General features: G+C 37.4%; 26 protein-coding genes. 15 read left to right on the top strand and 11 right to left on the bottom strand.

Annotated features, from left to right (window positions below):
- Positions 1-120: 120 nt before the first annotated feature.
- The 8 genes from serS to proC all read left to right on the top strand — a co-directional run bounded on the left by serS (position 121) and on the right by proC (position 7,411).
- Positions 121-1,392 (top strand): serine--tRNA ligase, encoded by a 1,272-nt coding sequence (gene serS / locus ACSVH5_RS10050; RefSeq protein ID WP_438061305.1) that lies wholly within the window; start codon positions 121-123, stop codon positions 1,390-1,392.
- A gap of 124 nt (positions 1,393-1,516) precedes the next feature.
- Positions 1,517-3,295, top strand: a complete 1,779-nt coding sequence (locus ACSVH5_RS10055) for a tetratricopeptide repeat protein (RefSeq protein ID WP_438061306.1) — start codon at positions 1,517-1,519, stop codon at positions 3,293-3,295.
- 84 nt (positions 3,296-3,379) lie between these two features.
- On the top strand, positions 3,380-3,691 hold the full coding sequence (locus ACSVH5_RS10060; protein WP_159689293.1) for a DUF4286 family protein: 312 nt from the start codon (positions 3,380-3,382) through the stop codon (positions 3,689-3,691).
- Between the two features lie 74 nt (positions 3,692-3,765).
- On the top strand, positions 3,766-3,942 hold the full coding sequence (locus tag ACSVH5_RS10065; RefSeq protein WP_438061307.1) for a hypothetical protein: 177 nt from the start codon (positions 3,766-3,768) through the stop codon (positions 3,940-3,942).
- A gap of 1 nt (position 3,943) precedes the next feature.
- On the top strand, positions 3,944-4,423 hold the full coding sequence (locus ACSVH5_RS10070; RefSeq protein ID WP_438061308.1) for a nucleotidyl transferase AbiEii/AbiGii toxin family protein: 480 nt from the start codon (positions 3,944-3,946) through the stop codon (positions 4,421-4,423).
- A gap of 47 nt (positions 4,424-4,470) precedes the next feature.
- Entirely contained in the window at positions 4,471-5,250 is a 780-nt protein-coding gene (gene rsmA, locus ACSVH5_RS10075) for a 16S rRNA (adenine(1518)-N(6)/adenine(1519)-N(6))-dimethyltransferase RsmA (protein ID WP_438061309.1), read from the top strand.
- Positions 5,240-6,592 (top strand): magnesium transporter, encoded by a 1,353-nt coding sequence (gene mgtE, locus ACSVH5_RS10080; RefSeq protein ID WP_438061310.1) that lies wholly within the window; start codon positions 5,240-5,242, stop codon positions 6,590-6,592. The genes rsmA and mgtE overlap by 11 nt, the downstream gene beginning before the upstream one ends.
- A 42-nt stretch (positions 6,593-6,634) precedes the next feature.
- The gene (proC, locus tag ACSVH5_RS10085) at positions 6,635-7,411 is read left to right on the top strand and encodes a pyrroline-5-carboxylate reductase (RefSeq protein WP_438061311.1); all 777 of its coding nucleotides are present in this window, start codon (positions 6,635-6,637) and stop codon (positions 7,409-7,411) included.
- A gap of 337 nt (positions 7,412-7,748) precedes the next feature.
- On the opposite strand, the gene nhaA is transcribed toward proC, so the two are convergent.
- Entirely contained in the window at positions 7,749-8,915 is a 1,167-nt protein-coding gene (gene nhaA / locus ACSVH5_RS10090; protein ID WP_438061312.1) for a Na+/H+ antiporter NhaA, read from the bottom strand.
- 115 nt (positions 8,916-9,030) lie between these two features.
- On the opposite strand from nhaA, the gene ACSVH5_RS10095 reads away from it, so the two are divergent.
- The 7 genes from ACSVH5_RS10095 (at position 9,031) to ACSVH5_RS10125 (ending at position 16,581) form a co-directional block, all read left to right on the top strand.
- Positions 9,031-9,978, top strand: a complete 948-nt coding sequence (locus ACSVH5_RS10095) for a 2-hydroxyacid dehydrogenase (RefSeq protein WP_438061313.1) — start codon at positions 9,031-9,033, stop codon at positions 9,976-9,978.
- Between the two features lie 78 nt (positions 9,979-10,056).
- A complete protein-coding gene (locus ACSVH5_RS10100; protein ID WP_438061314.1) occupies positions 10,057-10,338 on the top strand; it encodes a TM2 domain-containing protein in 282 nt (93 codons plus the stop codon).
- Between the two features lie 426 nt (positions 10,339-10,764).
- A complete protein-coding gene (locus ACSVH5_RS10105) occupies positions 10,765-12,090 on the top strand; it encodes a PSP1 domain-containing protein (protein WP_438061315.1) in 1,326 nt (441 codons plus the stop codon).
- A complete protein-coding gene (locus tag ACSVH5_RS10110; protein ID WP_438061316.1) occupies positions 12,074-12,553 on the top strand; it encodes a gliding motility lipoprotein GldH in 480 nt (159 codons plus the stop codon). The genes ACSVH5_RS10105 and ACSVH5_RS10110 overlap by 17 nt, the downstream gene beginning before the upstream one ends.
- Before the next feature lie 2 nt (positions 12,554-12,555).
- The gene (locus tag ACSVH5_RS10115) at positions 12,556-14,871 is read left to right on the top strand and encodes a penicillin-binding protein 1A (protein WP_438061317.1); all 2,316 of its coding nucleotides are present in this window, start codon (positions 12,556-12,558) and stop codon (positions 14,869-14,871) included.
- 218 nt (positions 14,872-15,089) lie between these two features.
- The gene (locus tag ACSVH5_RS10120) at positions 15,090-15,788 is read left to right on the top strand and encodes a CoA transferase subunit A (protein ID WP_438061318.1); all 699 of its coding nucleotides are present in this window, start codon (positions 15,090-15,092) and stop codon (positions 15,786-15,788) included.
- Positions 15,789-15,924: 136 nt separating this feature from the next.
- Positions 15,925-16,581, top strand: coding sequence for a CoA transferase subunit B (locus ACSVH5_RS10125; protein WP_438061319.1), 657 nt, complete (start codon positions 15,925-15,927; stop codon positions 16,579-16,581).
- A 67-nt stretch (positions 16,582-16,648) separates the two neighbouring features.
- On the opposite strand, the gene ACSVH5_RS10130 is transcribed toward ACSVH5_RS10125, so the two are convergent.
- The 10 genes from ACSVH5_RS10130 to ACSVH5_RS10175 form a co-directional block, all read right to left on the bottom strand.
- Entirely contained in the window at positions 16,649-17,671 is a 1,023-nt protein-coding gene (locus ACSVH5_RS10130; protein WP_438061320.1) for a phosphotransferase enzyme family protein, read from the bottom strand.
- Positions 17,668-18,540, bottom strand: coding sequence for a nucleotidyltransferase family protein (locus ACSVH5_RS10135; RefSeq protein ID WP_438061321.1), 873 nt, complete (start codon positions 18,538-18,540; stop codon positions 17,668-17,670). Before ACSVH5_RS10135 ends, ACSVH5_RS10130 begins: the two co-directional genes overlap by 4 nt.
- 60 nt (positions 18,541-18,600) lie before the next feature.
- Positions 18,601-20,202: a fumarate hydratase gene (locus ACSVH5_RS10140; RefSeq protein ID WP_438061322.1), complete on the bottom strand. Its 1,602-nt coding sequence runs from the start codon at positions 20,200-20,202 to the stop codon at positions 18,601-18,603.
- A 314-nt stretch (positions 20,203-20,516) separates the two neighbouring features.
- On the bottom strand, positions 20,517-21,956 hold the full coding sequence (locus tag ACSVH5_RS10145) for a nucleoside recognition domain-containing protein (protein WP_438061323.1): 1,440 nt from the start codon (positions 21,954-21,956) through the stop codon (positions 20,517-20,519).
- Positions 21,957-22,036: 80 nt separating this feature from the next.
- Positions 22,037-22,750: a 3'-5' exonuclease gene (locus ACSVH5_RS10150; RefSeq protein ID WP_438061324.1), complete on the bottom strand. Its 714-nt coding sequence runs from the start codon at positions 22,748-22,750 to the stop codon at positions 22,037-22,039.
- Between the two features lie 113 nt (positions 22,751-22,863).
- Positions 22,864-23,334 (bottom strand): methylated-DNA--[protein]-cysteine S-methyltransferase, encoded by a 471-nt coding sequence (locus ACSVH5_RS10155; protein WP_438061325.1) that lies wholly within the window; start codon positions 23,332-23,334, stop codon positions 22,864-22,866.
- A gap of 647 nt (positions 23,335-23,981) precedes the next feature.
- Complete coding sequence (locus ACSVH5_RS10160; protein ID WP_438061326.1) at positions 23,982-24,377, bottom strand: c-type cytochrome; 396 nt, start codon at positions 24,375-24,377, stop codon at positions 23,982-23,984.
- Positions 24,378-24,423: 46 nt separating this feature from the next.
- Complete coding sequence (gene hemB / locus ACSVH5_RS10165) at positions 24,424-25,428, bottom strand: porphobilinogen synthase (protein ID WP_438061327.1); 1,005 nt, start codon at positions 25,426-25,428, stop codon at positions 24,424-24,426.
- Between the two features lie 62 nt (positions 25,429-25,490).
- A complete protein-coding gene (gene hemF / locus ACSVH5_RS10170; RefSeq protein WP_438061328.1) occupies positions 25,491-26,393 on the bottom strand; it encodes an oxygen-dependent coproporphyrinogen oxidase in 903 nt (300 codons plus the stop codon).
- A gap of 47 nt (positions 26,394-26,440) precedes the next feature.
- On the bottom strand, positions 26,441-26,833 hold the full coding sequence (locus tag ACSVH5_RS10175) for a hypothetical protein (RefSeq protein WP_438061329.1): 393 nt from the start codon (positions 26,831-26,833) through the stop codon (positions 26,441-26,443).
- Positions 26,834-26,887: the final 54 nt, after the last annotated feature.

The following is a 26,887-nucleotide window of genomic DNA, read 5'->3' on the forward strand; positions in this document are numbered from 1 at the left end:
GGCTTTTTTGTGAAATTAAATCGAGAAACCTTTTCCTAAAACTTTGTCTAGTACTTATCAAACATTTCGTTAAATTTGTGGGCGCAAATAGCCATAAATACAAGAGTTAAAAACAAAACTATGTTACAAATCGCATTTATTAGAGAAAATCAAGAAAAAGTAATCAACGCTTTAGCCAAAAGAAACATTGACGCTAACAGTATTGTAAACGAAGTGGTACAACTAGACGAACAACGTCGCGCTACTCAAGTGGCTTTAGACAACACTTTATCTGAATCTAATAAATTGTCCAAAGATATTGGTGATTTGATGAAAAGTGGCGAGAAAGCAAAAGCTGCTATTCTTAAAGAAAAAACAGTTTCTTTAAAAGAAAAAAGTAAAGAGTTGGCAGAAAAAGCAGACGCTTTGGCTGAAGAACTGACTCAAAAATTATATACTTTACCTAACCTTCCTGCGGATATTGTACCAAACGGAAAATCGGCAGACGATAACCTAAACGTTTTTCAAGAAGGCGACATTCCTACGTTGCACGAAGGGGCTTTGCCACATTGGGAATTGGTAAAAAAATACGACATCATCGATTTTGAATTGGGTGTAAAAATCACCGGTGCGGGATTCCCTGTTTATAAAGGTAAAGGAGCTCGCTTACAACGTGCGTTAATCAATTATTTTTTGGATAAAAACACAGCTGCGGGCTACAAAGAAATGCAGGTACCACATTTGGTAAACGAAGCTTCAGGTTATGGAACGGGTCAATTGCCAGACAAAGAAGGACAAATGTACCACGCTACTATTGATGATTTGTATTTGATTCCAACGGCTGAGGTTCCTGTAACCAATTTGTTTAGAGATGTTATTGTAAGTGAAAACGAATTGCCAATTTTATGTACTGCTTACACCCCTTGTTTCCGTCGTGAAGCGGGTTCTTATGGAGCACACGTACGTGGATTAAACCGTTTGCACCAATTTGATAAAGTAGAAATTGTTCGTATCGAACATCCAGAGAAATCATACGAAGCTTTGGATGGTATGGTAGAACATGTAAAAGATATTTTGCAAGAACTAAAATTACCCTACCGAATTTTGCGTTTGTGCGGAGGAGATATGGGATTCACTTCGGCTTTGACGTATGATTTTGAAGTATTTTCAACTGCACAAGACCGTTGGTTAGAAATTTCATCAGTATCTAACTTTGAAACCTTCCAAGCCAACCGTTTGAAATTACGTTTCAAAGACAAAGACGGCAAAAATCAATTGGCGCATACCTTGAACGGAAGTTCTTTGGCTTTGCCTAGAGTTTTGGCCGGAATTTTAGAAAACTACCAAACTCCAGACGGAATTGTAATCCCAGAAGTGTTACGTCCGTATTGTGGTTTTGATATTATTGACTAGAAATAGTCTTTATTTTTACCTCAGATTCGCAAATTTCATTTTTATTGTACAATAAAATAATTTGCGAATTTGTGGTTATATGGTTTATCTTGGAGAAAATAATGTTTAGTGAAAAATTCGAACAATGAAAAAACTCTTTCTACATATCGCACTGTTTTTTTCATGGATTTGTTTTTCGCAAAACGAGCAGCTAGCTCAATATTTTTATGAAAAAGGAGATTTTGAAAAAGCCAAAGTAGCCTACGAAGAACTGCTCAAAAGTATCCCGCAAAACTCCCAATACTTTCTCAGAACGGTAGATTGCTACCAACAATTACAACAATTTGAACTGGCAGAAAAAACAATTCAAACACGTTATTCTAAATACAAACAAGCTTTTTTATTAGTCGAAATGGGCTACAATTGGCAGTTGCAAAAAAACGAAGCCAAAGCCAAAAGTTATTATGAACAAGCGCTAGAAAGCATTCGTAAAAACCCCAATGAAGTGTATGGTGTTGCCAATGCTTTTGAAAAAAAAGTGATCTTAGAATACGCCGTAAAAGCCTATCAAACTGCAGCTGAATTAGACGAAACCTTTAACTTCAATTATCAAATGGCCTTACTTTATGGTCAATTGGGCAAAACCGATTTGATGATTACCACATTTTTGGATGAAGCCTTTATTAATCCACAAAATTCGAATTTGATTCAGCATCAATTGTCTCGTTATATGTCGGATGAGAACGATACGTCATTTTCTGATTCTTTAAAAAAAGCGTTAATTTTGCGTACTCAAAAAGACCAAGATATTTTTTGGAATCAGTATTTAAGCTGGTTTTATGTGCAACAAAAAGAATTTGGCAAAGCCTTTATTCAAGAAAAAGCCATTTACAAGCGCAATCCAGAATCCTTGGCCGAAATTGTAAGCTTAGGACAAATGGCCATTGAGGAAGACCAAACCGAAGCGGCAACTGAAATCTTGGGCTTTGTTTTAGAAAACACCAAGGATTTGGAAACGTTGATACAAGCCAACACCTATTTGATCGAAATGAAACTGGCCAAAGCAAAACCAGCTGATTTTATTGCCATTGACTCACAACTTAAAACGCTATTACAGCAATTTGAAATCAATCCGTTTACACTGAAATTGCAATTAATTCAAGCACATTTTACGGCTTTTAGTTTAAAAAAACCAGAAGAAGCAAAAGCAATTATTACTAAAGCATTGACGCTACCGTTAAATGATTATCAAATTGCTGATGTGAAAATGGAGTTGGCCGATATTTTTTTATTGGAAGAAAAATACAACCAAGCTTTGCTGTATTATTCCCAAATTGAATTGGATTTGAAGAACGATGTCATGGCACATGAAGCCAGTTTAAAAGCAGCAAAAACAAGCTATTTTAAAACCGATTTTGAATGGGCGTTGAAGCAATTTAAAGAACTAAAATCTGCCAATACGCAATTGATTGCCAATGATGCTTTGGAATATTTTTTATTGATTAATGACAATACCGTTGCCGATTCTACTCAAACGGCTTTAAAGCAATTTGCCAAAGGCGACTATTTGATGTATCAAAAACGCAACGAGGAAGCTATTGCACATTTCCAAAAGATATTACAGCAATTTAAAAGACAAGAGATTGAGGCTGTCACCCTTTTACGATTAGGTAAATTATATGAGGCGACTGGTAATTATACTCAGGCCTTACAGCAATATCAGGCGATAATTGCCCAACATAGCGATGGCATTTACATAGACGAGGCCTTGTTTTTTGCAGCGGAACTGTACGTGAAGTACCTAAACGACCCCGAAAAAGCAAAGCCACTTTATGAAAAAATGATTTTTAACCATCAAGACAGTATTTACTTCGTTGAGGCAAGGAAAAAATTCAGACAATTAAGAGGCGATAAGAATTTGTAAAAGAGTTTAATCGATGATTCGGTTAACCGGTTAACCGATTAAACAAATCAACGATTAAACAATTAACCGATTAAACAACAAAAGATGATTATATACAACGTTACCATCAATATTCACGAAAGTGTACACGACAAATGGATGATTTGGATGCAGCACAAGCACATTCCAGAAATATTAGCGACAGGCAAATTTACAAATGCAAGAATGGTTCGCGTTTTGGTCGAAGAAGAAATGGGTGGACTTACCTATTCGGTTCAATACACCACAGATAGCAGAGAAACCTTGCAAAAATACTATCAAGAAGATGCACCTGCTTTGCGTGAAGAAGGACTCAAATTATTCGGCGATAAAATGCTAGCATTCAGAACCGAATTAGAAGTGATTTCGGAGCATTAAAGTAGCATCAACCAGTTTGCGATGAATCCTACCATAAAGATTTACATAGCCTAATTACATTAAAAAATAATAGTATGAAACTTTATTTTCAAACCAAAGAAGAAAGCAATAAAAAACAAATAGATGATTTTTTGAAATTATCTAAAAGTGAACGCTTTTATAGCTTTTTGCGTTTAATGGAGAAATTGCAAGGATTTCCCATTAAAAATAAAGTAGAGAAAAGCACTAATTTTATTTTAAAAAAAACGTAACATGCCTCATAAATGGGAAGAAAATATTAATCAGTTTATTGCAATTGCTAATAAACACAAGGTTCGTATGCTCATGGTTGGGGGTGGAGCTGTAAACTTTCATGGGTACCAGCGCCATTCATCAGATGTTGATTTTTGGATTGAAACCACAGCACTTAATTTCAAAAAATTAGTCGCTGTTTTTAAGGAAATGGGATATGACATTGAAGATTTTCCCGAAAATGTAAAAAAAGAAAAACAAAATATATCGGTTAAATTTTCTCCTCTGGATTTAGATTTAGAACTAATTACCAAGTTTTCTGTAAATAAAACTTTTGACGAAGCTTTTGAAAGTAGTGAAGAGGTAACGGTTAATAATAACTCGTTTTTAAAGTGGAATGTACTCTCTCTCGAAGATTTGATAACAAGCAAAATAAAAGCAAATAGACCAAAGGATTTATTAGATATTCAGCAACTGCTAGAAATAAACAAAAAAAAGTAACCAATTTGAAACACTTCAATATCAAATTCTAAACACTATAAAGTTACATGGAAAAAGTAAAAGCCAAAAAACATCTCGGACAACACTTTCTAAAAGATGAAAGCATTGCCAAAGCCATTGCCGACACCTTGAGTTTAGAAGGTTACAACGATGTCTTAGAAATTGGACCAGGAATGGGAGTGTTGACCAAATATTTGTTAGAAAAACCCATCGACACCTATGTTATAGAAATCGATACTGAATCTGTAGCTTATTTGGATGCCAATTATCCAAAGTTAAAGGACAAAATCATATCCGAAGATTTCCTTAAATACAACATCAATAGCGTTTTCGAAGGGAAACAATTTGCCATCATTGGTAATTTCCCTTATAATATTTCAACGCAAATTGTATTCAGAACCTTGGAGTTTAGAGACCAAATTCCGGAGTTTTCGGGGATGTTTCAAAAAGAAGTAGCCGAACGCATTTGCGAGAAAAAAGGAAGTAAAACTTATGGCATACTTTCGGTTTTGGCACAAGCCTTCTACGATACCGAATATTTGTTTACAGTTGACGAACACGTATTCAATCCGCCGCCAAAAGTAAAATCGGGAGTGATGCGTATGCGACGTAAAGAAAATTATACTTTACCTTGTAGCGAAAAACTCTTGTTCACCGTGGTCAAAACTGCCTTTCAACAGCGCAGAAAAACCTTGCGCAACAGTTTAAAAACCTTAAATTTGTCCGATAAATTAAGAGAAGATCCAATATTTGATATTCGCCCAGAACAATTAAGTGTAGCAGAATTTATTGCCTTGACCCAAAAAATAGAAGCCGATGGAATTTAAAATCAGCAAAGAGCTCATTCAAGAGTTAGAGCAACTCATTCAAAACAAAAACGACAGCAAGTTGGAATTGTTATTGAATGACATGCACCATGCTGATATTGCTGAGGTATTAGACGAACTAGAATTTGACGAGGCCACCTATATTTTTAAAGTTTTAGATAGCGAAAAAACAGCCGAAATCCTTCTAGAACTTGAAGACGATTTACGAGAAAATATCTTAAGCCGTCTTTCCCCAAAAGAAATTGCTGAAGAGCTTGATGAATTAGAAACCAATGACGCGGCCGACATTATTGCCGAATTATCTCAAGACATCAAAGCCGAAGTAATCTCAGAATTGCAAGACGTTGAGCACGCCAAAGACATTGTCGAATTGTTGCGCTATGACGAAGATACCGCAGGGGGAATTATGCACAAAGAGTTAGTGAAAGTCAACGAAAACTGGAACGTGCTCACTTGTGTCAAAGAAATGCGAATTCAAGCCGAAAATATATCACGCGTACACTCCATTTATGTGGTAGATGACGACGGAAGACTAAAAGGACGTTTATCGCTCAAAGACCTATTGACCACATCAACTCGTACCGCAATTAGTGATGTGTATATTCGTAAATTGAATTCAGTCAACGTAGACACCGAAGACGTTGAGGTAGCACGTATCATGCAAAAGTATGACTTAGAAGCCATTCCTGTAGTCGACGAATTAGGCCGTTTAGTCGGCCGAATCACCATCGATGATATCGTAGACGTAATCAAGGACGAAGCCGACAAAGATTACCAGTTAGCAGCGGGTATCTCCCAAGACGTAGAGGCCGATGATAGTATTATGGAATTGACCAAAGCGCGTTTGCCCTGGTTGGTTTTAGCACTATTAGGAGGATTTATTACCGTTCGTGTACTTGGATTGTTTGAAGGTGCTATGGCAGAACATGGTAAACTATTCTTTTTTACTCCCTTAATTGCTGCGATGGCAGGAAATGTTGGGGTACAATCCTCAGCTATTATCGTTCAAGGTTTAGCAAATAATACGCTTAGTGGTTCCCTCCTGGGCCGTTTATTCAAAGAAATTTCTTTAAGCCTTTTAAACGGATTAATCTTAGCCAGTATCTTGTTTTTGGGAAGCCATTTTCTGCTGAATGTAGAAGTAATTATTGGCGTAATTGTAACAATTGCATTGGTTTCCGTGATTATTATTGCCTCATTAATTGGTACTTTTATCCCGTTGCTATTAGACAAATTTGGTATCGACCCGGCATTAGCAACAGGGCCATTTATTACCACTAGCAACGACATTTGCGGAATTTTGATTTATTTTTCTATTGCCAAATTAGTGCTAGGATTCTAATTCAACAGCAAGAACCCAATTAACCAACCAAAAAACCAAACCATGAAAGTACACATCATCGGAGGAGGAAATCTTGGCGTTTCTATTGCCTTAGGTTTAGCCAAGTTTTCACAAGGACATCAAATCACCATCACACGACGCAACACGGCTAGCATTTTATATTTACAAGAACTCGGAATAACAGTAACTACAGACAATACCTTAGCTATTCAGGAAGCCGATTTGATTATCTTAACCATCAAACCTTATCAAGTCGATACAGTATTGACCGAAATCCTTCCAGTAATTACGAACAAAACCATTGCCTCAGCCGTTAGTGGTTTATCTATCGAAAATTTACAAAACAAAATAGGCCCTTCTCACAGCGCCATCCGAATTATGCCCAATATCGCTGCCCAATTTGGAGCATCAGCGACTTGTATAGCATTCAATGAAAAAAACAAAGAAGCCGCTCAACCAGTAGTACAATTGTTTCAAGACTTAGGGACAGCCCCAATTATCGATGAAAAATTGATGGATGCAGCCACCGTTTTAGCTGCCAGTGGAACGGCTTTTGCCTTGCGTTACATCCGTGCGTCTATGCAAGCGGGTATCGAAATCGGATTCGATTGGCAAACAGCTTTAGCAATTTCAGCACAAACCGTAAAAGGTGCCGCCGAGATGCTCCTTGAAGAAAAAGGCCATCCCGAACAATTAATCGACCGCGTAACTACACCACAAGGCTGTACCATCGCAGGACTCAACGAAATGGAAATGCACGGTTTCAGTTCCTCACTCATTCGAGGCATCAAAACTTCTTTAAAACAAATCAAAGGATAAATCATTTGGGCGTGCCACCCTAAAGCAAAGGGGCCAACTCATGCTAGTCGTGAGTCGGCCCATTTCCTTTAGGCTGTCGGGCTATCCGCGCTACTTCGGTAGCTAGCTCCTATCCCTCACGCGAAACATCGTTACGAAAAGAGATTTCAGATTTTCAATTAGACTAATATTTTTTGGATTAGTGCCATTAAAATAGATTGCAATTTGTGTTGATTGGTGCAATTCGTGGCTAAAAATAGATTTCAGATTTCAACAAGGCTAACCCGTTTATTTTGAATTAGTGTTATTAAAATAGATTGCAATTAGTGTTGATTGGTGTAATTCGTGGCTAAATAAATTATACCGCTTTTTTCTTTTTAGTTTTCTTTGCTTTTAAGTTGATTTTTAGCCAAATAAAACCAAGGGTTCCAGCCAAAAACGAAGCAATCAGTATCGCAATTTTAGAATAATTGATGATTTCTTCCCCGTCATTTTTAAAAGCCAACAAGGTGATAAAAATGGACATCGTAAATCCAATTCCACCTAGCATTCCTGCACCAACAATATCTTTCCAACGCAGTTCTTTCGGCAAAGCACAAACGCCAAAAGTCACTGCCAAAAACGAAAACAACCAAATACCCAAAGGCTTCCCAATGACCAATCCAGCAATAATCCCGATAGAATTTTCATGTAGTAAACCTTCGTGCCAATCTCCTGAGATTGGAATTCCAGTATTGGCAATTGCGAATAAAGGCAGTATAAAAAAGGCAACAGGATTGTGCAAAAAGTGTTGCAAACGGTAGGAAGAAGTTTGTGGTCCACCATCCCCAAACGGAATCACAAAGGCCAAAATAACACCTGTAATCGTAGCATGAATTCCTGAATTCAACATAAAATACCACATTCCTATTCCACCTAACAAGTACGGAATTAAGTTGTGCACTTTTCGTCGGTTCAAGATAAATAGGAAACCCCAAATCGCTAAAGCATAAAATAAATTTAGAAAGGCAATAGAATCGGTATAAAAAACAGCGATGACAATAATGGCTCCTAAATCGTCAATTACGGCCAATGCCGTCAAAAATATTTTCAAAGAAGCAGGAACTCTTTTCCCTAACAAGGACAATATTCCAATTGCAAAAGCAATATCGGTAGCCATAGGAATACCCGCTCCGTTTTGGGTAATCGTACCAAAATTTAGCGCTAAAAAAATCCCAGCAGGAACAACCATTCCACCCAATGCCCCAAAAATAGGTAGTGCAGCATTTTTGATATTGGCTAATTCACCATCATACATTTCTCGTTCTAACTCCAAACCAATCATCAAGAAAAAGATGGCCATCAAGCCGTCGTTTATCCAATCCGTAATCGTATGATGTCCCAAAGGAGTTTTCCAAAAGGCAATATAGTCAGTTTGTATGCTCGAATTGGCTAGAAATAAAGAGAGTACCGTTACAAATAGAAGTAATAATCCTCCAGCTTTTTCGCTTTCAAAGAAGGCTTTAAATGTTTTCGTCAATTTCATAGATTGTAATGTGTCTTTTTACTAATCGCTAATTTAAGCATTTTTAAAGGAACTACTTTCTAGAAAGTAAAAACCGTATTTTTTTCGTTAATTTGAAGGATAAAAAATAGTAGTTATGGACATCAAAATCCTTCATATAGACAGCAACAATCCCTTGTTGTGGGAACAATTACAAGAAGCGGGTTTTCACAACGAAGCCGACTTTATATCTTCTAAAGAAGCCATTGAAGATAAAATCAAAGACTATCACGGCATTGTGATTCGTAGCCGATTCAAAATTGATAAAACGTTCCTCGACAAAGCCACCAATTTACAGTTTATAGCCCGTGTGGGTGCTGGTCTCGAAAGCATTGATTGTGATTACGCTATAGCCAGAAACATTGCACTCATAGCCGCTCCCGAAGGCAATCGAAATGCCGTTGCCGAACATGCTTTAGGAATGATTTTATCGCTTTTTAATAACCTCAACCAAGCCGATGCTGAAATTAGAAAAGGGCAATGGAATAGAGAAAGTAATCGAGGTCACGAACTAGACGGAAAGACCGTTGGCATTATTGGTTACGGAAATATGGGAAAGGCTTTTGCTAAAAAATTGCGAGGCTTTGATGTTGAAGTAATCTGTCACGATATTTTACCAAACATAGGCGATGCTAATGCTAAACAAGTTACAATACAAGAATTACAACAAAAAGCCGATGTGCTAAGTCTACATATTCCTTGGACGCCTGAAACGGATAAAATGGTGAATGCTGATTTTATAGCATCTTTCGCAAAACCTTTTTGGTTGATTAATACCTCTAGAGGTAAAAATGTAGTTACTGCTGACTTGGTTCAAGCTTTAGAATCTGGAAAAATTTTGGGTGCAGGTTTGGATGTATTGGAGTATGAGAAATTGTCTTTTGAAACTTTGTTTAATGACAAAAATACGCCCGAAGCTTTTGATTTTTTACTAAAATGCCCAAAAGTTTTGTTGACGCCACACATTGCAGGCTGGACTTTCGAGAGTCATGAGCGATTGGCTCAAGTGATTGTGGATAAAATAAAAGCACTTTACAGTAAATGATAAGGAATTGGCTATCAAACATATGTAACTTTTTTTATAGATTTACAACTAACTAAATCAATAAATAAATGAACCATCATGGAAGAAACGAAACACGAAGCATGGAATACCCCTTATCCTAAAGCACAACCTGAAAATAAAAAGATTATTGCTGGAATTTTAGCAATTCTTTTTGGGTATCTTGGGATTCACAAGTTTGTTTTAGGCTACACACAAGAAGGAATTGTTCAATTAGTAATTGGTGTAGTTACCTGTGGAATTGGAGGCATAATTGGCTTTATAGAAGGTATTATCTATTTGACCAAATCGGATGAAGAATTTTATCAAACGTACCAAGTGGGCAAAAAGGGATGGTTTTAAGCGCTCTTATTGTTACTAGTCCTCAGCTTATTTGTTGTCAAACAAAAATGAATTAACAAAAACCATCACAATACTTTTTGTGGTGGTTTTTATTTTTACTCCAAACTTATATGTCCTTAAATGGTTCAAAAACATAATCATTTTGGAATTGAATCCAAAAAAAACATAATAATTTTGGAATCACACATAAAATTGCTATTAAAACTTCTGCCGTCTTTTATCTTTTTTCTGCTAAATCCTTTTATTGTACTAGAATTTTTGTTGAGATTAAATCAAAGTGCCCACAAATTCCAATTATTTTAGTATAATTTTAAGATGCATCCTTATTTTTTACCGTTGTAACATACAATTAAAAAATACTATCTTTACCGATTAATTTCTAAGTAAGAACCCAAGTTGCTATTTTGGCAACACTACTATATAATTATGGCTTGTACAAGTTGTTCAACTTCCGATGGTGGCGCACCAAAGGGGTGTAAAAATAATGGGACTTGCGGCACCGATAGCTGCAACAAATTAACCGTTTTTGATTGGCTTTCGAACATGAGTTTACCGAATGGCGAAGCGCCTTTTGACTGTGTCGAAGTACGTTTCAAAAACGGCAGAAAAGAATTTTACCGCAATACCGAAAAACTAACTTTAAGTATGGGAGACATCGTGGCAACGGTAGCTTCACCTGGTCACGATATCGGAATTGTAACGTTAACTGGCGAGTTGGTAAAAATTCAAATGAAGAAAAAAGGGGTCAATCCTAATAGCAACGAAATACCAAAAATATACCGAAAAGCTTCTCAAAAAGACATCGATATTTGGTCTGCCGCTCGAGATCGCGAAGAGCCAATGAAAGTTCGAGCACGTGAATTGGCGATTCAGCACAAATTAGAAATGAAAATTTCGGATATCGAATTTCAAGGTGATGGTTCCAAAGCAACTTTCTACTACACCGCCAACGACCGTGTAGATTTTAGAATGTTGATTAAGGATTTTGCCAAAGAATTCAGTACAAGAGTCGAGATGAAACAAGTAGGTTTCCGTCAAGAAGCCGCACGTTTAGGCGGAATCGGTTCGTGCGGAAGAGAGCTATGTTGCTCGACTTGGTTGACCGATTTTAGAAGTGTGAATACCTCAGCAGCACGTTACCAACAATTGTCTTTGAATCCACAAAAACTGGCAGGACAATGCGGAAAACTGAAATGTTGTTTGAATTATGAATTGGACACCTATATGGATGCTTTGAAACATTTTCCCAATTTCGACACCAAATTGGTAACCGAAAAAGGAGAGGCAATCTGTCAAAAACAAGATATTTTCAAAGGACTGATGTGGTTTGCGTATACGAACAATTTTGCCAATTGGCATGTGCTAAAAATTGAACAAGTACACGAAATCATTGCCGAAAACAAATTAAAAAACAAAGTTTCATCGTTAGAAGATTTTGCCATAGAAGTAGTAACCGAGCCGGAGAAAAACTTTAATAATGCTATGGGACAAGAGAGTTTAACTCGTTTTGACCAACCTAAAGTCAAAAAAAGACCTTCGAAAAAACGCAAACCAAATGCAGTAGCAACTGCTAATGTTGCTGCCGCACCAGCTATAGCGCCTAACAAACCTGCTACTCAAAATGGCAACAAAAAAAGACCTCACAACAACAAAAATCGAGGCAATGCCAATGACAAAAAACAGCAAGGCACTACTCCTAGCGGTGAACCAAGAAAACCTATAATAATTACTAAAAATGGGGATAAAAAATAGTTGTATTTTATTTTTGATAGCACTCCTTTTTTTTGCCTGTGACAAAAAAAGAGTTTTTGACGAATACAAAACAGTAGGCAGCGGCTGGAACAAAGACAGTATAGTTTCCTTTGATTTGCCGGTATTGGACTCCACACAATACTACAATTTATTTGTGAATTTGAGAGCCAATGACGATTATAAATTCAACAATATCTTTTTGATTGTAGCCATGGAACAAAAAAATGGCTTCACCAAAGTAGATACTTTAGAATACCAAATGGCCAATCCCGATGGCTCTCTTTTAGGAAATGGTTTTACCGATTTGAAAGAAAGTAAACTTTTTTATAAAGAGAAAGTTAGATTTAACGGACAATTCAAAGTGTACATCAAGCAAGCTTTGAGAGAAAACGGCAAAGTACCCGGTATACCTGTATTAGAAGGTATAACCGACGTAGGTTTTAGAATAGAAAAAATAGAGTAATTATGGCAGTTAAAAAAAACAACACCTCGTCTAAAGCAATTGATAAAGACATCAATTACTATAAAAAGAAGTTTTGGAAAATCTACTTCTATGGTTTGGGCATTTTGGCTCTTTTCTTCCTTTTTGCTTCTTGGGGACTCTTCGGTTCTATGCCTTCTTTTGAAGATTTAGAAAACCCAGACTCCAATTTGGCTACAGAAATTATTTCGGCTGACGGAGTGGTATTGGGAAAATATTTTCAAAAAAATCGTTCCCAACTTAAGTATTCAGACCTTCCTAAAAATTTGGTTGATGCTTTGGTAGCTACCGAAGACGCCCGTTTTTATGAACACTCTGGTATTGATGGCAGAGGAACCATGAGGGCCATTTTAAGCCTTGGAACCAGTGGTGGTGCTAGTACACTGTCGCAACAGTTAGCCAAACAATTATTTCACGGAGAAGGATCTAAATTTTTGCCTTTTCGTGTGGTTCAAAAAATGAAAGAATGGATTATAGCTATTCGTTTAGAACGTCAGTATACCAAAAATGAAATCATTGCTATGTATTGCAATGTCTATGATTTTGGAAACAACTCGGTAGGCGTTAGCTCGGCAGCAAAAACCTATTTCTCTAAAGCCCCAAAAGATTTGACTATAGACGAATCGGCTATTTTAGTAGGAATGTTTAAAAACTCAGGGCTTTATAATCCGGTACGTAATCCTGAAGGGGTAACCAACCGCCGAAATGTGGTTTTACACCAAATGGAGAAGGCCAAACTAATCACTGAACAACAAAAATTACAATTACAAAGTTTACCCATAAAACTTAATTTCAAATTAGAAACCCACAAAGATGGTATCGCTACCTATTTTAGAGAATACCTAAGAGATTATATGAAAAAATGGGTTGAAGAAAACAAAAAACCAGACGGTTCAGATTATGATATCTACAAAGATGGTTTAAAGATTTATACCACTATTGACTCCAGAATGCAAACCTATGCGGAAGAAGCAGTTGCTGCACATATGGCCAACATGCAGGAGGAATTTTTCATACAACAAAAAGAAAACAAAAATGCACCTTTTGTCAACATCACCGAAGCAGAGACTCAACGCATTATGAATCAAGCCATGAAATCCTCTAACCGATGGAATGTCATGAAGGCTATGGAAAAAAGTGAAGACGAAATCATTGCTTCTTTCAAACAAAAAACGAAGATGAAGATTTTCTCTTGGAAAGGAGAAATTGATACCGTAATGACTCCAATGGATTCTATTCGTTATTATAAACATTTCTTGCAGTCTGGATTGATGGCCATGGAACCACAAACCGGAAGCATCAAAGCTTGGGTGGGTGGCATCAATTATAAATATTTTCAATACGACCACGTAGGACAAGGCGCGAGACAAGTAGGGTCTACTTTCAAACCTTTTGTATACGCTACTGCTATTGAACAATTGAATATGTCCCCTTGTGACTCTATTATTGATTCTCCTTTTATGATTCATAAAGGACGCCATCATGTTACCGAAGATTGGGAACCAAGAAATTCTGATAACAAATACCGAGGAATGGTTACCTTGAAACAAGCTTTGGCACATTCTATCAATACCATTTCAGCTAAATTAATTGACAAAACAGGCCCTGAAGCCGTTGTGGAAATGACACATAAATTGGGAGTGAAATCAGAAATTATTAATCAGCCGTCTATCGCCTTAGGGGCAGTTGAAATTACTGTCGAAGATATGGTAGCTGCTTACAGTACTTTTGCCAATCAAGGAGTTTATGTAAAACCCCAGTTTTTAACCAAAATTGAAGACAAAAGTGGAGTGGTTATTTACGAGCCAATTCCTGAATCGCATGATGTATTGAATAAAGACATTGCTTTTGCTGTTATTAAATTACTTGAAGGTGTAACCGAAAGTGGTAGTGGAGCAAGATTAAGAACAGAAGGAGGAGGAGCAGGAGACCACCGCTGGACAGGCTATCCTTATATGTTTAGAAACCCTATCGCAGGAAAAACAGGAACATCTCAAAATCAATCCGATGGATGGTTTATGGGTATGGTACCGAATTTAGTTACCGGTGTTTGGGTTGGTTGTGAAGACCGTTCTGCTCGATTCAAAAGTTTAACTTATGGTCAAGGGGCAGCCTCAGCATTGCCAGTTTGGGGGTATTTTATGAAAAAATGTTATGAGGATCCTAGTTTACAAGTTTCTAAAGAACCTTTTGAACGACCCGCCAATCTTTCAATTAAAGTAGATTGTTACACTCCAAGAAGAGCCGTTGTGGTTGACACTACCGCTACAGAACAAACTACCGAGGAATTCGAACTATAAAAATTCAATAAGCCATAACGATAACCTTTTTAACTATCGTTATGGCTTCTTTATTTCAAAAAAAATACACTTTTAAAACCAATCTTCGCAATCGATTTCGTTATTGCTTCTTTTTTTGAATTAATTTAGCGGCTGCGATAAAATTTCTAATATTAAAGAGATTTTAAGTCGTTGTTTTATTGAATAAATACATTATCCCTAAAATAAATTGTAAACATATGATAAACAAAACGGTTTCCAATGTTCAAGATGCCCTTCAAGGCATCGAAAACGGAATGACACTGATGTTAGGTGGCTTTGGCCTTTGTGGAATACCCGAAAACTCCATTGCAGCTTTAGTTCAAAAAGGCGTTAACGATCTAACTTGTATTTCAAATAACGCTGGTGTAGATGATTTTGGACTTGGTTTGCTTTTACAAAAAAAACAAATCAAAAAAATGATTTCTTCTTATGTGGGAGAAAATGCAGAATTTGAACGCCAAATGCTCTCTGGCGAACTCGAAGTAGATTTGATTCCTCAAGGTACTTTGGCTGAACGTTGTCGGGCGGCTCAAGCTGGAATTCCAGCGTTTTTTACTCCAGCTGGTTATGGAACTGAAGTTGCCAAAGGGAAAGAAGTACGAGAATTCAATGGAAAAATGCACATTATGGAAGAAGCTTTCAAAGCTGATTTTGCCATTGTGAAAGCTTGGAAAGGGGATACTGCTGGAAATTTAATCTTCAAAGGAACGGCTAGAAATTTTAATCCGTGCATGTGTGGTGCCGCAAAAATTACCATAGCCGAAGTAGAAGAATTAGTTGAAGCAGGAACTTTGGACCCGAATCAAGTTCACATTCCTGGAATTTTAGTTCAACGTATTTTTCAAGGCGAAAAATATGAAAAACGAATAGAGCAAAGAACAGTTAGGAAAAAATAGTAGTCAGTGGTCAGTTTTTTAGTGTTCCGTCTGAAGCTAAATCTTAAATGACTCGAACTACCTTATTTGGTTTAAAAAAAATGTCTAAGATTCAGATAAAAACTAACATGACTTAAATGTTTCAAAAAAGAAAAGTATGCTAACAAAAGAAGATATTGCAAAACGCATTGCAAAAGAAGTACAAGACGGTTACTTTGTGAACCTAGGCATTGGGATTCCAACCTTGGTAGCCAATTATGTAAGAGAAGATATTTCGGTTGAATTTCAAAGTGAAAACGGTGTTCTAGGAATGGGCCCTTTTCCTTTTGAAGGCGAAGAAGATGCCGATTTAATCAATGCTGGCAAACAAACCATTACCACCTTACCAGGAGCTAGTTTTTTTGATTCCGCTACAAGTTTTGGAATGATTCGCGGTCAACATGTAGACTTAACTATTCTCGGTGCCATGGAAGTAGCCGAAAACGGTGACATAGCCAATTGGAAAATTCCAGGGAAAATGGTCAAAGGAATGGGTGGCGCTATGGATTTAGTCGCATCAGCAGATAATATCATTGTTGCGATGATGCATGTGAACAAAGCTGGTGAAAGTAAAATCCTGAAAAAATGTACCTTACCTTTAACTGGAGTTGGCTGTGTAAAAAAAGTAGTAACCGAGTTGGCAGTTATGGAAATCACTCCAAAAGGATTTAAACTTTTAGAAAGAGCCCCTGGTGTATCGGTAGAACATATCATCGCTTCTACGGAGGCCGACTTAATCATTGAAGGCGAAATTCCAGAAATGATGATTGACTAAAAAAAACCAAAAATCCCACATAAGTATCTTTTCTGATGTGGGATTTTTATAAAATTCTAGACCTAAACTATAAATTGAAATAGCCACAAACTTGCGTTAATAAATGAATTTGAGTTTTGGCTCGAACCAAGTTATGTTCTTCATAAGTGGTAGCATAATACGAATCGTTATCTAAATAGTCTGACAGAAAACGGCAAGCTTGTTCAAAAAGCAGCAAGGGCAAACTAAGGTGAATCGCTTGGGCTTCATTTGCAGTCATAAAAGAAAGGGCTTCATCGGTATATCCTTTCATGAAAGATTCGTAGATTTTAGCATCAAAATTTACTTTGCTCAAATCTTTTTCTTCCTCACTGGCCGTATTGGCACCCGTCCTTAAGGCATCGCCCACATCATGAAGGATACTCCCTGGCATTATGGTATCGTAATCAATAATGCAAATAATATTGTCTTTTTCATCAAAAAGCATATTCCCAATTTTGGTGTCATTATGTACAACGCGCAATGGGATTTCTCCTTTTTGAATGGCTAAAGCTACTGAGGCTATTGTATCATAATAATACTCCAGTTGCTCTATTTCTTTAGTCGCATTGAGCAAACGCTCTTTTGAAGCAGTAACAAGCTTCTCCTTAAAATAAGTATATCGCTTGGGTGTGTTATGAAAATCTGGAAGGGTATATTCAAGCTCAGTAATTGGAAAATCTAGCAACGCTTTATGAAATTGAGCCAAGTAAATCCCTGCTTTTTCAGCCATCCTAGGCGATTCTATTTTTTCCTTAACTACCGATGGAACATAGACCGACAATTGCCAAGTATCCTCACCTTCTTGAGTATAACACAAGCCCTCTGAAGTAGAGAGAAATGTGATAGTAGGAAAGCCTATCTTTTGAAAATATTGGGTAATCTTTATTTTATTATTCAAGAGCGCATGAATGTTAGGAAAAACAGTTTGATTCATCTTTTGTAAAATAAAATCACCCTTTGAAGTCGCAACTTTATACGTACTATTGATTAAGCCACTTTGTAGAATCACTACATCGTGAATAGTAACAGCTCCTAAAAAAACGCTAACTATCTTTGCAATTACCTTCATAATTTTTCGCTATACACCCCTAAATCATGAAGCTTTTTTAATTGCTTCATTGCTTTTTGCTTATCCTCTTGATACGTAACTCCAATCCATTCTTCGTTGGTCGAAATCACCGATATTTGATAAACACCAGCTTCAATCATAGCGGCAACCACCTGAGGCAACTGATACTCGATTGCAGGATTGTTTTGCCATTTTTGAATAAAGGCATCCAAATCTTTTTCTAAGAAATCAAAAATTGCAGGTGTAAACCCCCACATGTTCATAGAGACCAAAGTGCTCTCGGGCAATGATACACTTTCTCCTTTTGAATCAGGGTAAAAAATACCTTCATTGGTCTTGCTGATTTTTTCTCTCTCGATAGAATCCTTCAAAAAGCCATTTTCAATAGAAACTTCTGCTCGATTTACGGTACCATTTTCGGATAAGGTTTTCAAGATAGGAAATACAATTGCACACGGATTTACATTTTGGGCTAAATGTTGATGGGCTAAAACAAAGGAGTTTTGACCGTAAAAATCATCCGCATTAATCAACAAAAAATTTCCTTGTATTGCTTTTTTAGCACACCACAAAGCATGAGCCGTCCCCCAAGGTTTGGCATTTTCGTATACTATATTGTTTCTTTCAATTTTTCGATCTTGAATCACAAAAGAAACGGGCAATTGTTGTTGCACCAAATAGCGCTCACTAAGCACTGGAATCATTGGTTCTTGTACAATCAAAACCACGTTTCCAAAACCTGCTTTCAAAGCATCATGAATAGAATAATCCATGATAATTTGCCCCTGAGGTCCTAATCCGTCAAGCTGTTTAAGGCCTCCGTAACGAGAACCTAAACCTGCTGCTAAAACTAATAGTGTTGGTTTCAAATAAAAAGAGTAAAAAAAAGACTGTCTCTAGTGAGACAGTCTAAGTTAAATGATTATGAATTATAAATTTTCGAAAAAGTCATTCCCTTTATCATCGGTAATAATAAAAGCAGGGAAATCTTTAACTGTTATTTTTCGTACGGCTTCCATTCCTAATTCTTCAAAATCTACTACCTCAACAGAAAGAATATTCTCTTTTGCCAAAATAGCAGCTGGCCCACCAATAGACCCCAAATAGAAACCTCCATAGGTTTTACAAGCGTTCATTACGTCTTTGGTTCGGTTACCTTTGGCCAACATCACCATACTTCCACCATTTTTTTGGAACTCCTCAACATACACATCCATACGACCTGCAGTGGTTGGTCCAAAACTTCCCGATGGCATTCCTTCTGGTGTTTTGGCTGGTCCAGCATAATAAATAGGGTGATTTTTAAAGTACTCCGGCATTGGCTTTCCGGCATCTAACAACTCTTTAATTTTTGCATGTGCAATATCACGAGCTACAATCAAGGTGCCGTTTAGTTTTAATCGTGTTTTGATAGGATATTTAGACAACTCAGCCAAAATTTCTGGCATAGGCTTGTTCAAATCAATCTCTACAGCCGCTTCTAAATGAGGAGGTGTTTCTGGCAACATTCGTTTTGGATTTACTTCCAATTGTTCAACAAAAATACCGTCTTTGGTAATTTTACCTTTGATATTTCTATCCGCCGAACAAGAAACTCCTAATCCTACTGGACAAGAAGCAGCATGACGTGGCAAACGAATGACACGAACATCGTGCGTAAAATATTTACCTCCAAATTGTGCTCCAATATGGCTTTCTTGACAAATGATTTGTACTCTTTTTTCCCACTCCAAATCACGGAAAGCTTGACCAGCCATATTTCCAGAAGTAGGCAAATGATCAAAATAACCTGCAGAAGCTTTTTTTACAGCTGCCAAGTTAGCTTCGGCAGAAGTTCCTCCAATCACCAAAGCCAAGTGGTAAGGTGGGCAAGCAGAGGTCCCCAAATCCATAATCTTAGCACGAATAAAAGCATCTAACGATTTCTCATTCAACAATGACTTCGTTTGTTGGTATAAATACGTTTTATTCGCTGAGCCTCCTCCTTTAGCTAAAAATAGAAATTCATATGAAGCTCCTTTTTTAGCATAAATATCAATTTGGGCTGGAAGATTTGATCCTGAATTTTTTTCTTCAAACATACTGATCGGCACAATTTGAGAATAACGAAGGTTCTTTTCTTGATAGGTATTAAAAATCCCTCTAGACAAATACTCTGCATCATCAACACCGGTGTATACATTCTCGCCTTTTTTGGCCATCACAATAGCTGTCCCCGTATCTTGGCAAGAAGGCAATTCGCCATCGATAGCTACTACTGCATTTTGCAATAAATTATAAGCTACAAAACGATCGTTATCGGTCGCTTCTGGGTCATCCAAAATGGCTCTTAACTTTTCTAAATGCGAAGTACGTAGCATAAAAGAAACATCTCTCATGGCTTCTTGCGCCAATAATTCTAACCCTTTTGGGTCGATGGTTAAAATCTCACGTTCGCCTAATTGCTCGACCTTTACAAAATCGGAAGTAATTTTTCGGTATTGGGTTTCGTCTTTTAAAATAGGATAAGGATCCTGGTATATAAAGTCCATAGTGTATTGTTTTTTATAAAAGGTAAAGATAAGAATTGTTGAAAGAATGAAAATCCATTTCTCAAAACTTATCTTTTAGAATTGGTATAAATTAACAATCAGACACAAGGATTGCTTTTTGGACTTTAATTTATTTATTCAAAAACGGATAATGGGTAATGTTAAAATTACGTTCGACCCAACGAATAAATATTTGATAAAAGTTGTTGGCCATATATAATATGTTTCGTTCCTACGGAACTAAATTGTTGCATTATTTATCCATCAACGGATTGAAATCCGTTAATCGTGTGTCATTATTTTATCACAATAATTTAAAAAAACCAGCTAGCCACGAAAATTGCCGTAATTACACAAATCACGTCTACCAACAACATTGTTCCTAAAGCATAACGGGTATTTTTGATATTTACCGAACCAAAATAAACCGCAATTACATAAAAAGTACTTTCGGCGCTGCATTGAAAAATACTGCTGAGTCTTCCGGTCATCGAATCGGCTCCAAAAGTATTCATGGAATCAATCAAAAAGCCACGTGATCCTGCCGAGCTAAACGGTCTAAGCAAGGCTACTGGCAACGCATCGGTGATTTGTTTGTTAACTCCCATATTAGAAAATGCAAATGCTACCCAATTGCTCACAATCTCAAATAAACCACTATTTCTGAACAAAGAGATAGCGACCAACATTCCCAAAACATAAGGAAAAATGGTCACTCCTGTTTTCACTCCATTATTGGCTCCCGTTACAAACGCTTCGTAAACGGTGGTACCTGCCTCTGTAAATTTCTTTTCTTTTACAAAAGACAAAATCAGCGTAAAAGCAATAATAGCCACTAAAATTAAAGCTGAAAGATTAGAAGTAAAGTAATTTTTACCAATTAAATCCAAGTGATTCACATACATCAATAAACCTACAATAGCGGCGATTAAAACCATTAATCCTAGCACTAACGAAGCACTTTTAAAATTGATTTTTTGTTTTATACCTACAATTAAGAAAGCCGCAATGGTTCCGATGAAAGAAGTAATAATACAAGGCAACATCACATCGGCTGGATTGCTAGCGCCTGCTGCAGCACGATAACCAATGATAGAAGTAGCAATCAATGTAAGTCCCGATGCGTGCAAACACATGAACATAATCTGTGCGTCACTGGCTTTATCTTTTTCGGGATTGATGGTTTGCAAACTTTCCATCGCTTTTAATCCAAAAGGTGTGGCGGCTGAATCTAACCCTAAGAAATTTGCAGCAAAATTCAAGGTCATGTAAGAAATCGAAGGGTGATTTTTAGGAATACTAGGAAATACTTTTACGAACACTGGGCTCAATACTCTGGCTAGTTTTTCCGAAGCCCCTGAAATGATTAATAATTCCATCAGTCCACAGAAAAAAGCTAGGTAAGCCATCAATGGCAAGATCAAATCGAGCAACGTACTTTTACATGTTGGCAAGAGCCCATCCGATTTTTGAACACCGCTAAATACTTTGACTACTTTGTTTTTATACACATAAGTAGTGTCGGCGTTTAGGGTATCTCGATTGATGACCATCGTTTGGTCGGGTGCCTTTTTAAGACTGTCTTTGATAAAAGCAGGCATTTGTTCAAGATAGTGTTCCGATAGTAAAATAGGATCGTCTTTTTTGCCATTCAAAACATGATCTATAGTATAACTATTGCCCGAAAACAAACTCACAACTACAAAAAGGATGGAAGAAATAAATATAACCAACCAAAATCTACTCAATACCATAATTTATAATTTTTGTAAATGTACTATTTTATTTAAATAACCCCTTCAGGGTTTTAAACCCTAAAGGGGTTGCAGTAGGATTACACGTGAATAATCTCCTCTTCAATCAGTAGATCTTCTCTGCGAAGGCGAAGGAAAATCTGCGCCACGGCAATAGTGTCTTTTTCGCAATAGGTTACGATGCGATCGATGTCTTTCTCTACATAAAAAACATGTCCGACTTGGCTGCCGTCGATATCGCCTTTGGAGGAAGGAATACCAAGTACTTTACACATTAATTTTAAGGAAGTAAAATGCTTGTAATCCCCAAATTTCCATAATTCTAAGGTGTCCAAATGCGGAATCTCCCAAGGTTTTTTGCCAAATAAATTGAGTTTGTCAGGGATAGGCATTTGGTTGATGATCATTCTTCTTGCTAAAAACGGAATATCAAATTCTTTGGCGTTATGACCACACAACAGGTGTTGCGGCTGATTAAAATGATTATTGATGAGATTACTAAAATCCTTCAAAAGCTGCCTTTCTTCACCAAAAAAAGAGGTCACTCTAAAATTACGAATGTCCCCTTTGATGATAAAATAACCTACCGAAATACACACAATTTTTCCAAACTCGGCCCAAATTCCAGCGCGATCATAAAATTCTTCAGGTGTAAAATCGTCTTTGCGTTGGTATACTGTTTTTTGGTCCCAAAGCGCTTTCATTTCGTCATCCAAAGTTGTGAAGTTTTCTACTTCAGGAACGGTTTCTATATCTAGAAAAAGAATAGTATTGAGGTTTATTTTTTCGATCATAAATTAAATTTTAAACACGAATTGCACGAATTTTCACTAACTATTGAAGTCCTAAATTTAGGTAATTTTGTAATCTGAGTCGTCAAATTTTGTAAAAAACAGTTTCGCTTTTCTTAGAACAAACTTTGTTGCGCTGTTGGATTTTCGTGTTCGAGCAGCCATTTTTTGCGCCACAATCCGCCAGCATAGCCCGTTAGTGAGCCATCGGTGCCAATCACTCTGTGACAGGGTACTACAATCCATAGCGGATTTTTCCCGTTGGCAGAAGCTACTGCCCGTATGGCTTTGACATCGCCTAATTTTTTGGACAAATCCATATAACTACAGGTTTTTCCGTATGGAATTTCGAGTAGGGCTTGCCACACTTTTTGTTGGAATTCGGTGCCTTTGGGGTTAAGTTTAAAATCAAAATGGGTTCGATTGCCCTGAAAATAGTCGTTAAGTTGGGTAACTGCGTTTTGTAAAACTGATGGGATTTCAGAGGAAACGTCTCCCTCATTGATAACGGAAATTTGAGCAATGCCGTTTTCGTCGCCTTTAATTTGAGCAATTCCTAGTGGTGTATTGATAGCAACGGTTTCCATAAGTCGGTTTGAATTGAACCGCAAAGTACTAAAAGTTTTTGTATGAATGGCGGTGATTCTGCTAAGGATAAAACGAATTTATATGCCATTTGTGGTTGAAAAAAAAGATAACCGCAAGGGGCGCAAAAAATTTACGCATAGTTCGCAATGAAAAAACTTAAATGACCTTATATGTCTTAAATGGTTTTAAAAAAATCAACCGCAAATTAAACGAATTAACGCAAATTATTTTTGTGAAAATACAGTAATTGAGCCACGGATTGAACGGATGAAACGGATTTTAAAAAACTTATATTACCTTAAATGATTAAAAAAGGCAACCTCAAGGGGCACAAAGATTTACGAAAGGTTCGCAAAGAAAAAAAGAAACTGCAAATTTCACAAATTTTCGCAAATGGTTTTTGGACTGTAATTGCTTCCCTCGCGTAACCCATTGAGAACTTTGCGGTTCATTATTTAACTAAATTCAAAAAAAAACCATTCGTTTGTACAAATGGTTCATGTTTGGTTTACCCTGATCGAAACGGCATCCATTGCCGCCAGTCCCGAAAACCTTCGTGACGGCGGGAAAGATATAGTGTAGAGCAGGGCTCGAGCGAACGGATGAAGTAAACAACTCCTAACACTTCGACTTCGCTCAGGATTTTTTATTTCATGGTTGAATAAATATAGGCTTCTATTTCTTTTAATTCATCATCGGACATGGCTTTGGTAATGGCAAAATTGGCCTTCATTATTTCATATTGACTTGGGTCCATAATGGGTTGTGCCTCTTCTTTGAGGAAAGCCACTAGGTCTCCGTTCTTCTCTTTGTAGGCTTTGGCCATGTCTTGTACACTTGGACCAACTAATTTAGTTTCTACTCGATGACAGGCTATACAAGCTCCTTTTCCTTCAAAAAGTTCTTTTCCTAAATTTTCGGGAGTAGAAGTGATTTCTGTAGTTGTTTCTGTAGTTGCTTCCGTTTTTCCAAAAGGTTCTTGGCTTTCTTTTTTGCAAGAAGCAACAAGCAAAACAGCCGCAAGAATGATTACATTTCTCATAACAATTTATTTTAAGTTGTGGGTTTCAGTAATACTGGTCTAGTGTTTAGCGGTTTTGTTTTTTTAAAAGAATTGCAGCTTCTTTGGCAAAATAGGTCGAGATTAAACTGGCTCCAGCTCGCTTGATACACATTAACTGCTCCATCATTATCTTGTCGTTATCGAGCCATCCTCGCTCTGCTGCGGCTTTAATCATAGCATATTCGCCCGAAACATGGAAAACCGTTACGGGTACATTCACGGCATTTTTCACCTCACGCACGATATCCAAATAGGCAATTCCGGGTTTTACCATCACCATATCGGCACCTTCTTCCACATCAGACAAGGCCTCTTTGATGGCTTCGATGCGATTGGCATAATCCATTTGGTAGGTCTTTTTGTCTTTGGGTACTTCGATCTCGGCTTCTCTTGGAGCACTGTCTAGCGCATCGCGAAACGGGCCATAAAATGCCGAAGCATACTTGGCCGAATAACTCATAATCCCCACGTGATGATAGCCTGCGGCATCCAATCCTTGACGCAAACGCAATACGCGTCCGTCCATCATATCGCTTGGTGCTACAAAATCGGCACCGCCCTCAGCATGCGAAACGGCCATTTTTACCAAAGCGTCGTTGGTCGAGTCATTTTCTACATCGCCATTGGCAATGATACCGTCATGACCATACATAGAATAAGGGTCTAAAGCCACATCGGGCATGACAATCATTTCTGGACAAGCCGCTTTGATAGCACGAATGGCTTGTTGCATTAATCCGTTAGGATTCCAAGCTTCTTTACCGGTATTGTCTTTTAAATCCTCGCTAACTTTTACATAAATATTGACCGCACGAATACCCAATTCGAAAAGCTCTTGCACTTCTTTCACGGTTAAATCAATGGAACGTCTATAGATTCCAGGCATAGAAGGAATTTCAACTTGTACCTTTTCGCCCTCAGCTATGAACATTGGAAACATAAAATCGCTAGGGCTTAAAGTGGTTTCTCTCACTAAGCTTCGTATGGATTCGTTCACTCTTAAGCGACGGTTTCTGTGTAATGGAAACATACTATATTGTTTAAAATAGTTTAAAAGTCTAATATATAAAGTGTTTTTTATTCACTCTTAGCTTAAACCCAATCAATTGGTTTTTCTAATATTTTTAGTATTTTTTCTTCTTCGCTACCCGAGACTGGATGATGGTCATACACCCATTGCACATGCGGTGGCAACGACATTAAAATACTCTCAATTCTTCCGTTGGTTTTTAAACCAAATAAAGTGCCTTTGTCGTGTACCAAATTGAATTCGACATAACGACCTCGACGAATTTCCTGCCAAGTACGTTGTTCTTGATTATAGGGCAAATTTTTTCTTCGTTCTACAATAGGAACGTAAGCTTGAAGAAAACTATTGCCTACTTCAGTTACGAAATTGTACCAATCTTCCATACTCATTGTTTCAGAAGCTTTGCAGTAATCAAAGAATAAACCACCTATTCCGCGAGCCTCGTTACGATGTGCATTCCAAAAATAAGCATCGCACTGTTTTTTATATTTGGGATAAAACTCAGGATTGTGCTTGTCGCAAGCGGTTTTACAAGTTTGATGAAAATGAACAGCATCTTCTTCAAACAGATAATACGGCGTTAAATCCTGTCCTCCTCCAAACCAAGAATTGATAACATTTCCGTTGTCATCATACATCTCGAAATAACGCCAATTGGCGTGTACCGTTGGTGCCATTGGATTTTTGGGATGCAATACCAAACTCAAACCGCAGGCAAAAAAATCAGCTTCACCAACGTTGAATAATTTCTGCATACTGTCTGGTAATTTACCGTGTACTGCCGAAATATTGACGCCGCCTTTTTCGAAAACGGCACCGTTCTCGATTACACGTGTTCTTCCGCCTCCCCCTTCTGGGCGGTCCCAAAGGTCTTCTTTGAATTTGGCCTGACCATCAACCGCTTCTAATCCGGCTACAATTTGGTCTTGAAGGTTTTGTATGTAAGTGTAAAATTTATTTTTCATAAGCCTCACCCCTATCCCCTCTCCGAAGGAAAGGGGGAACTAGGAATTTATTTTGTGTTAGTATTGATGTCCGTTAAAGCCGCCATTTTAGCATTAATCCCAAACGAAAACACTTTACTTTCTTTTTGAATAAAACGATAAACAGCGAGTGCTTTTTCTGAAAAAGAAAAGGGACTTGCTGCAGATAACGCTATTAAAAAATCGGCAAAGGATTCCAATTGGTTCCAATCGAAATGAAGGCGCTGCAGATGAAGCAGCAAATCCTCTGGTGAAAAAACGTTCAGACTTTCCAAATCCATTGCGAAATCTTTCAACTCTACTTCGAGTGCGTCTTTTCGGTCTAAATTCCAATCCAAAGGCGGCAATACTAAAGAATGCAACTGCTTTAGACAATGGTCTATTCGGGTACTTTCTTTATCTCGCAATCCTTTGCTTAGCATTTTCTTCTATTTTTTTTATTCAACGGATTAAAATCCGTTGCCACTAGATTAGTC

It is taken from the genome of Flavobacterium sp. RSSA_27 (genome assembly GCF_051547125.1).
Classification (GTDB): domain Bacteria; phylum Bacteroidota; class Bacteroidia; order Flavobacteriales; family Flavobacteriaceae; genus Flavobacterium.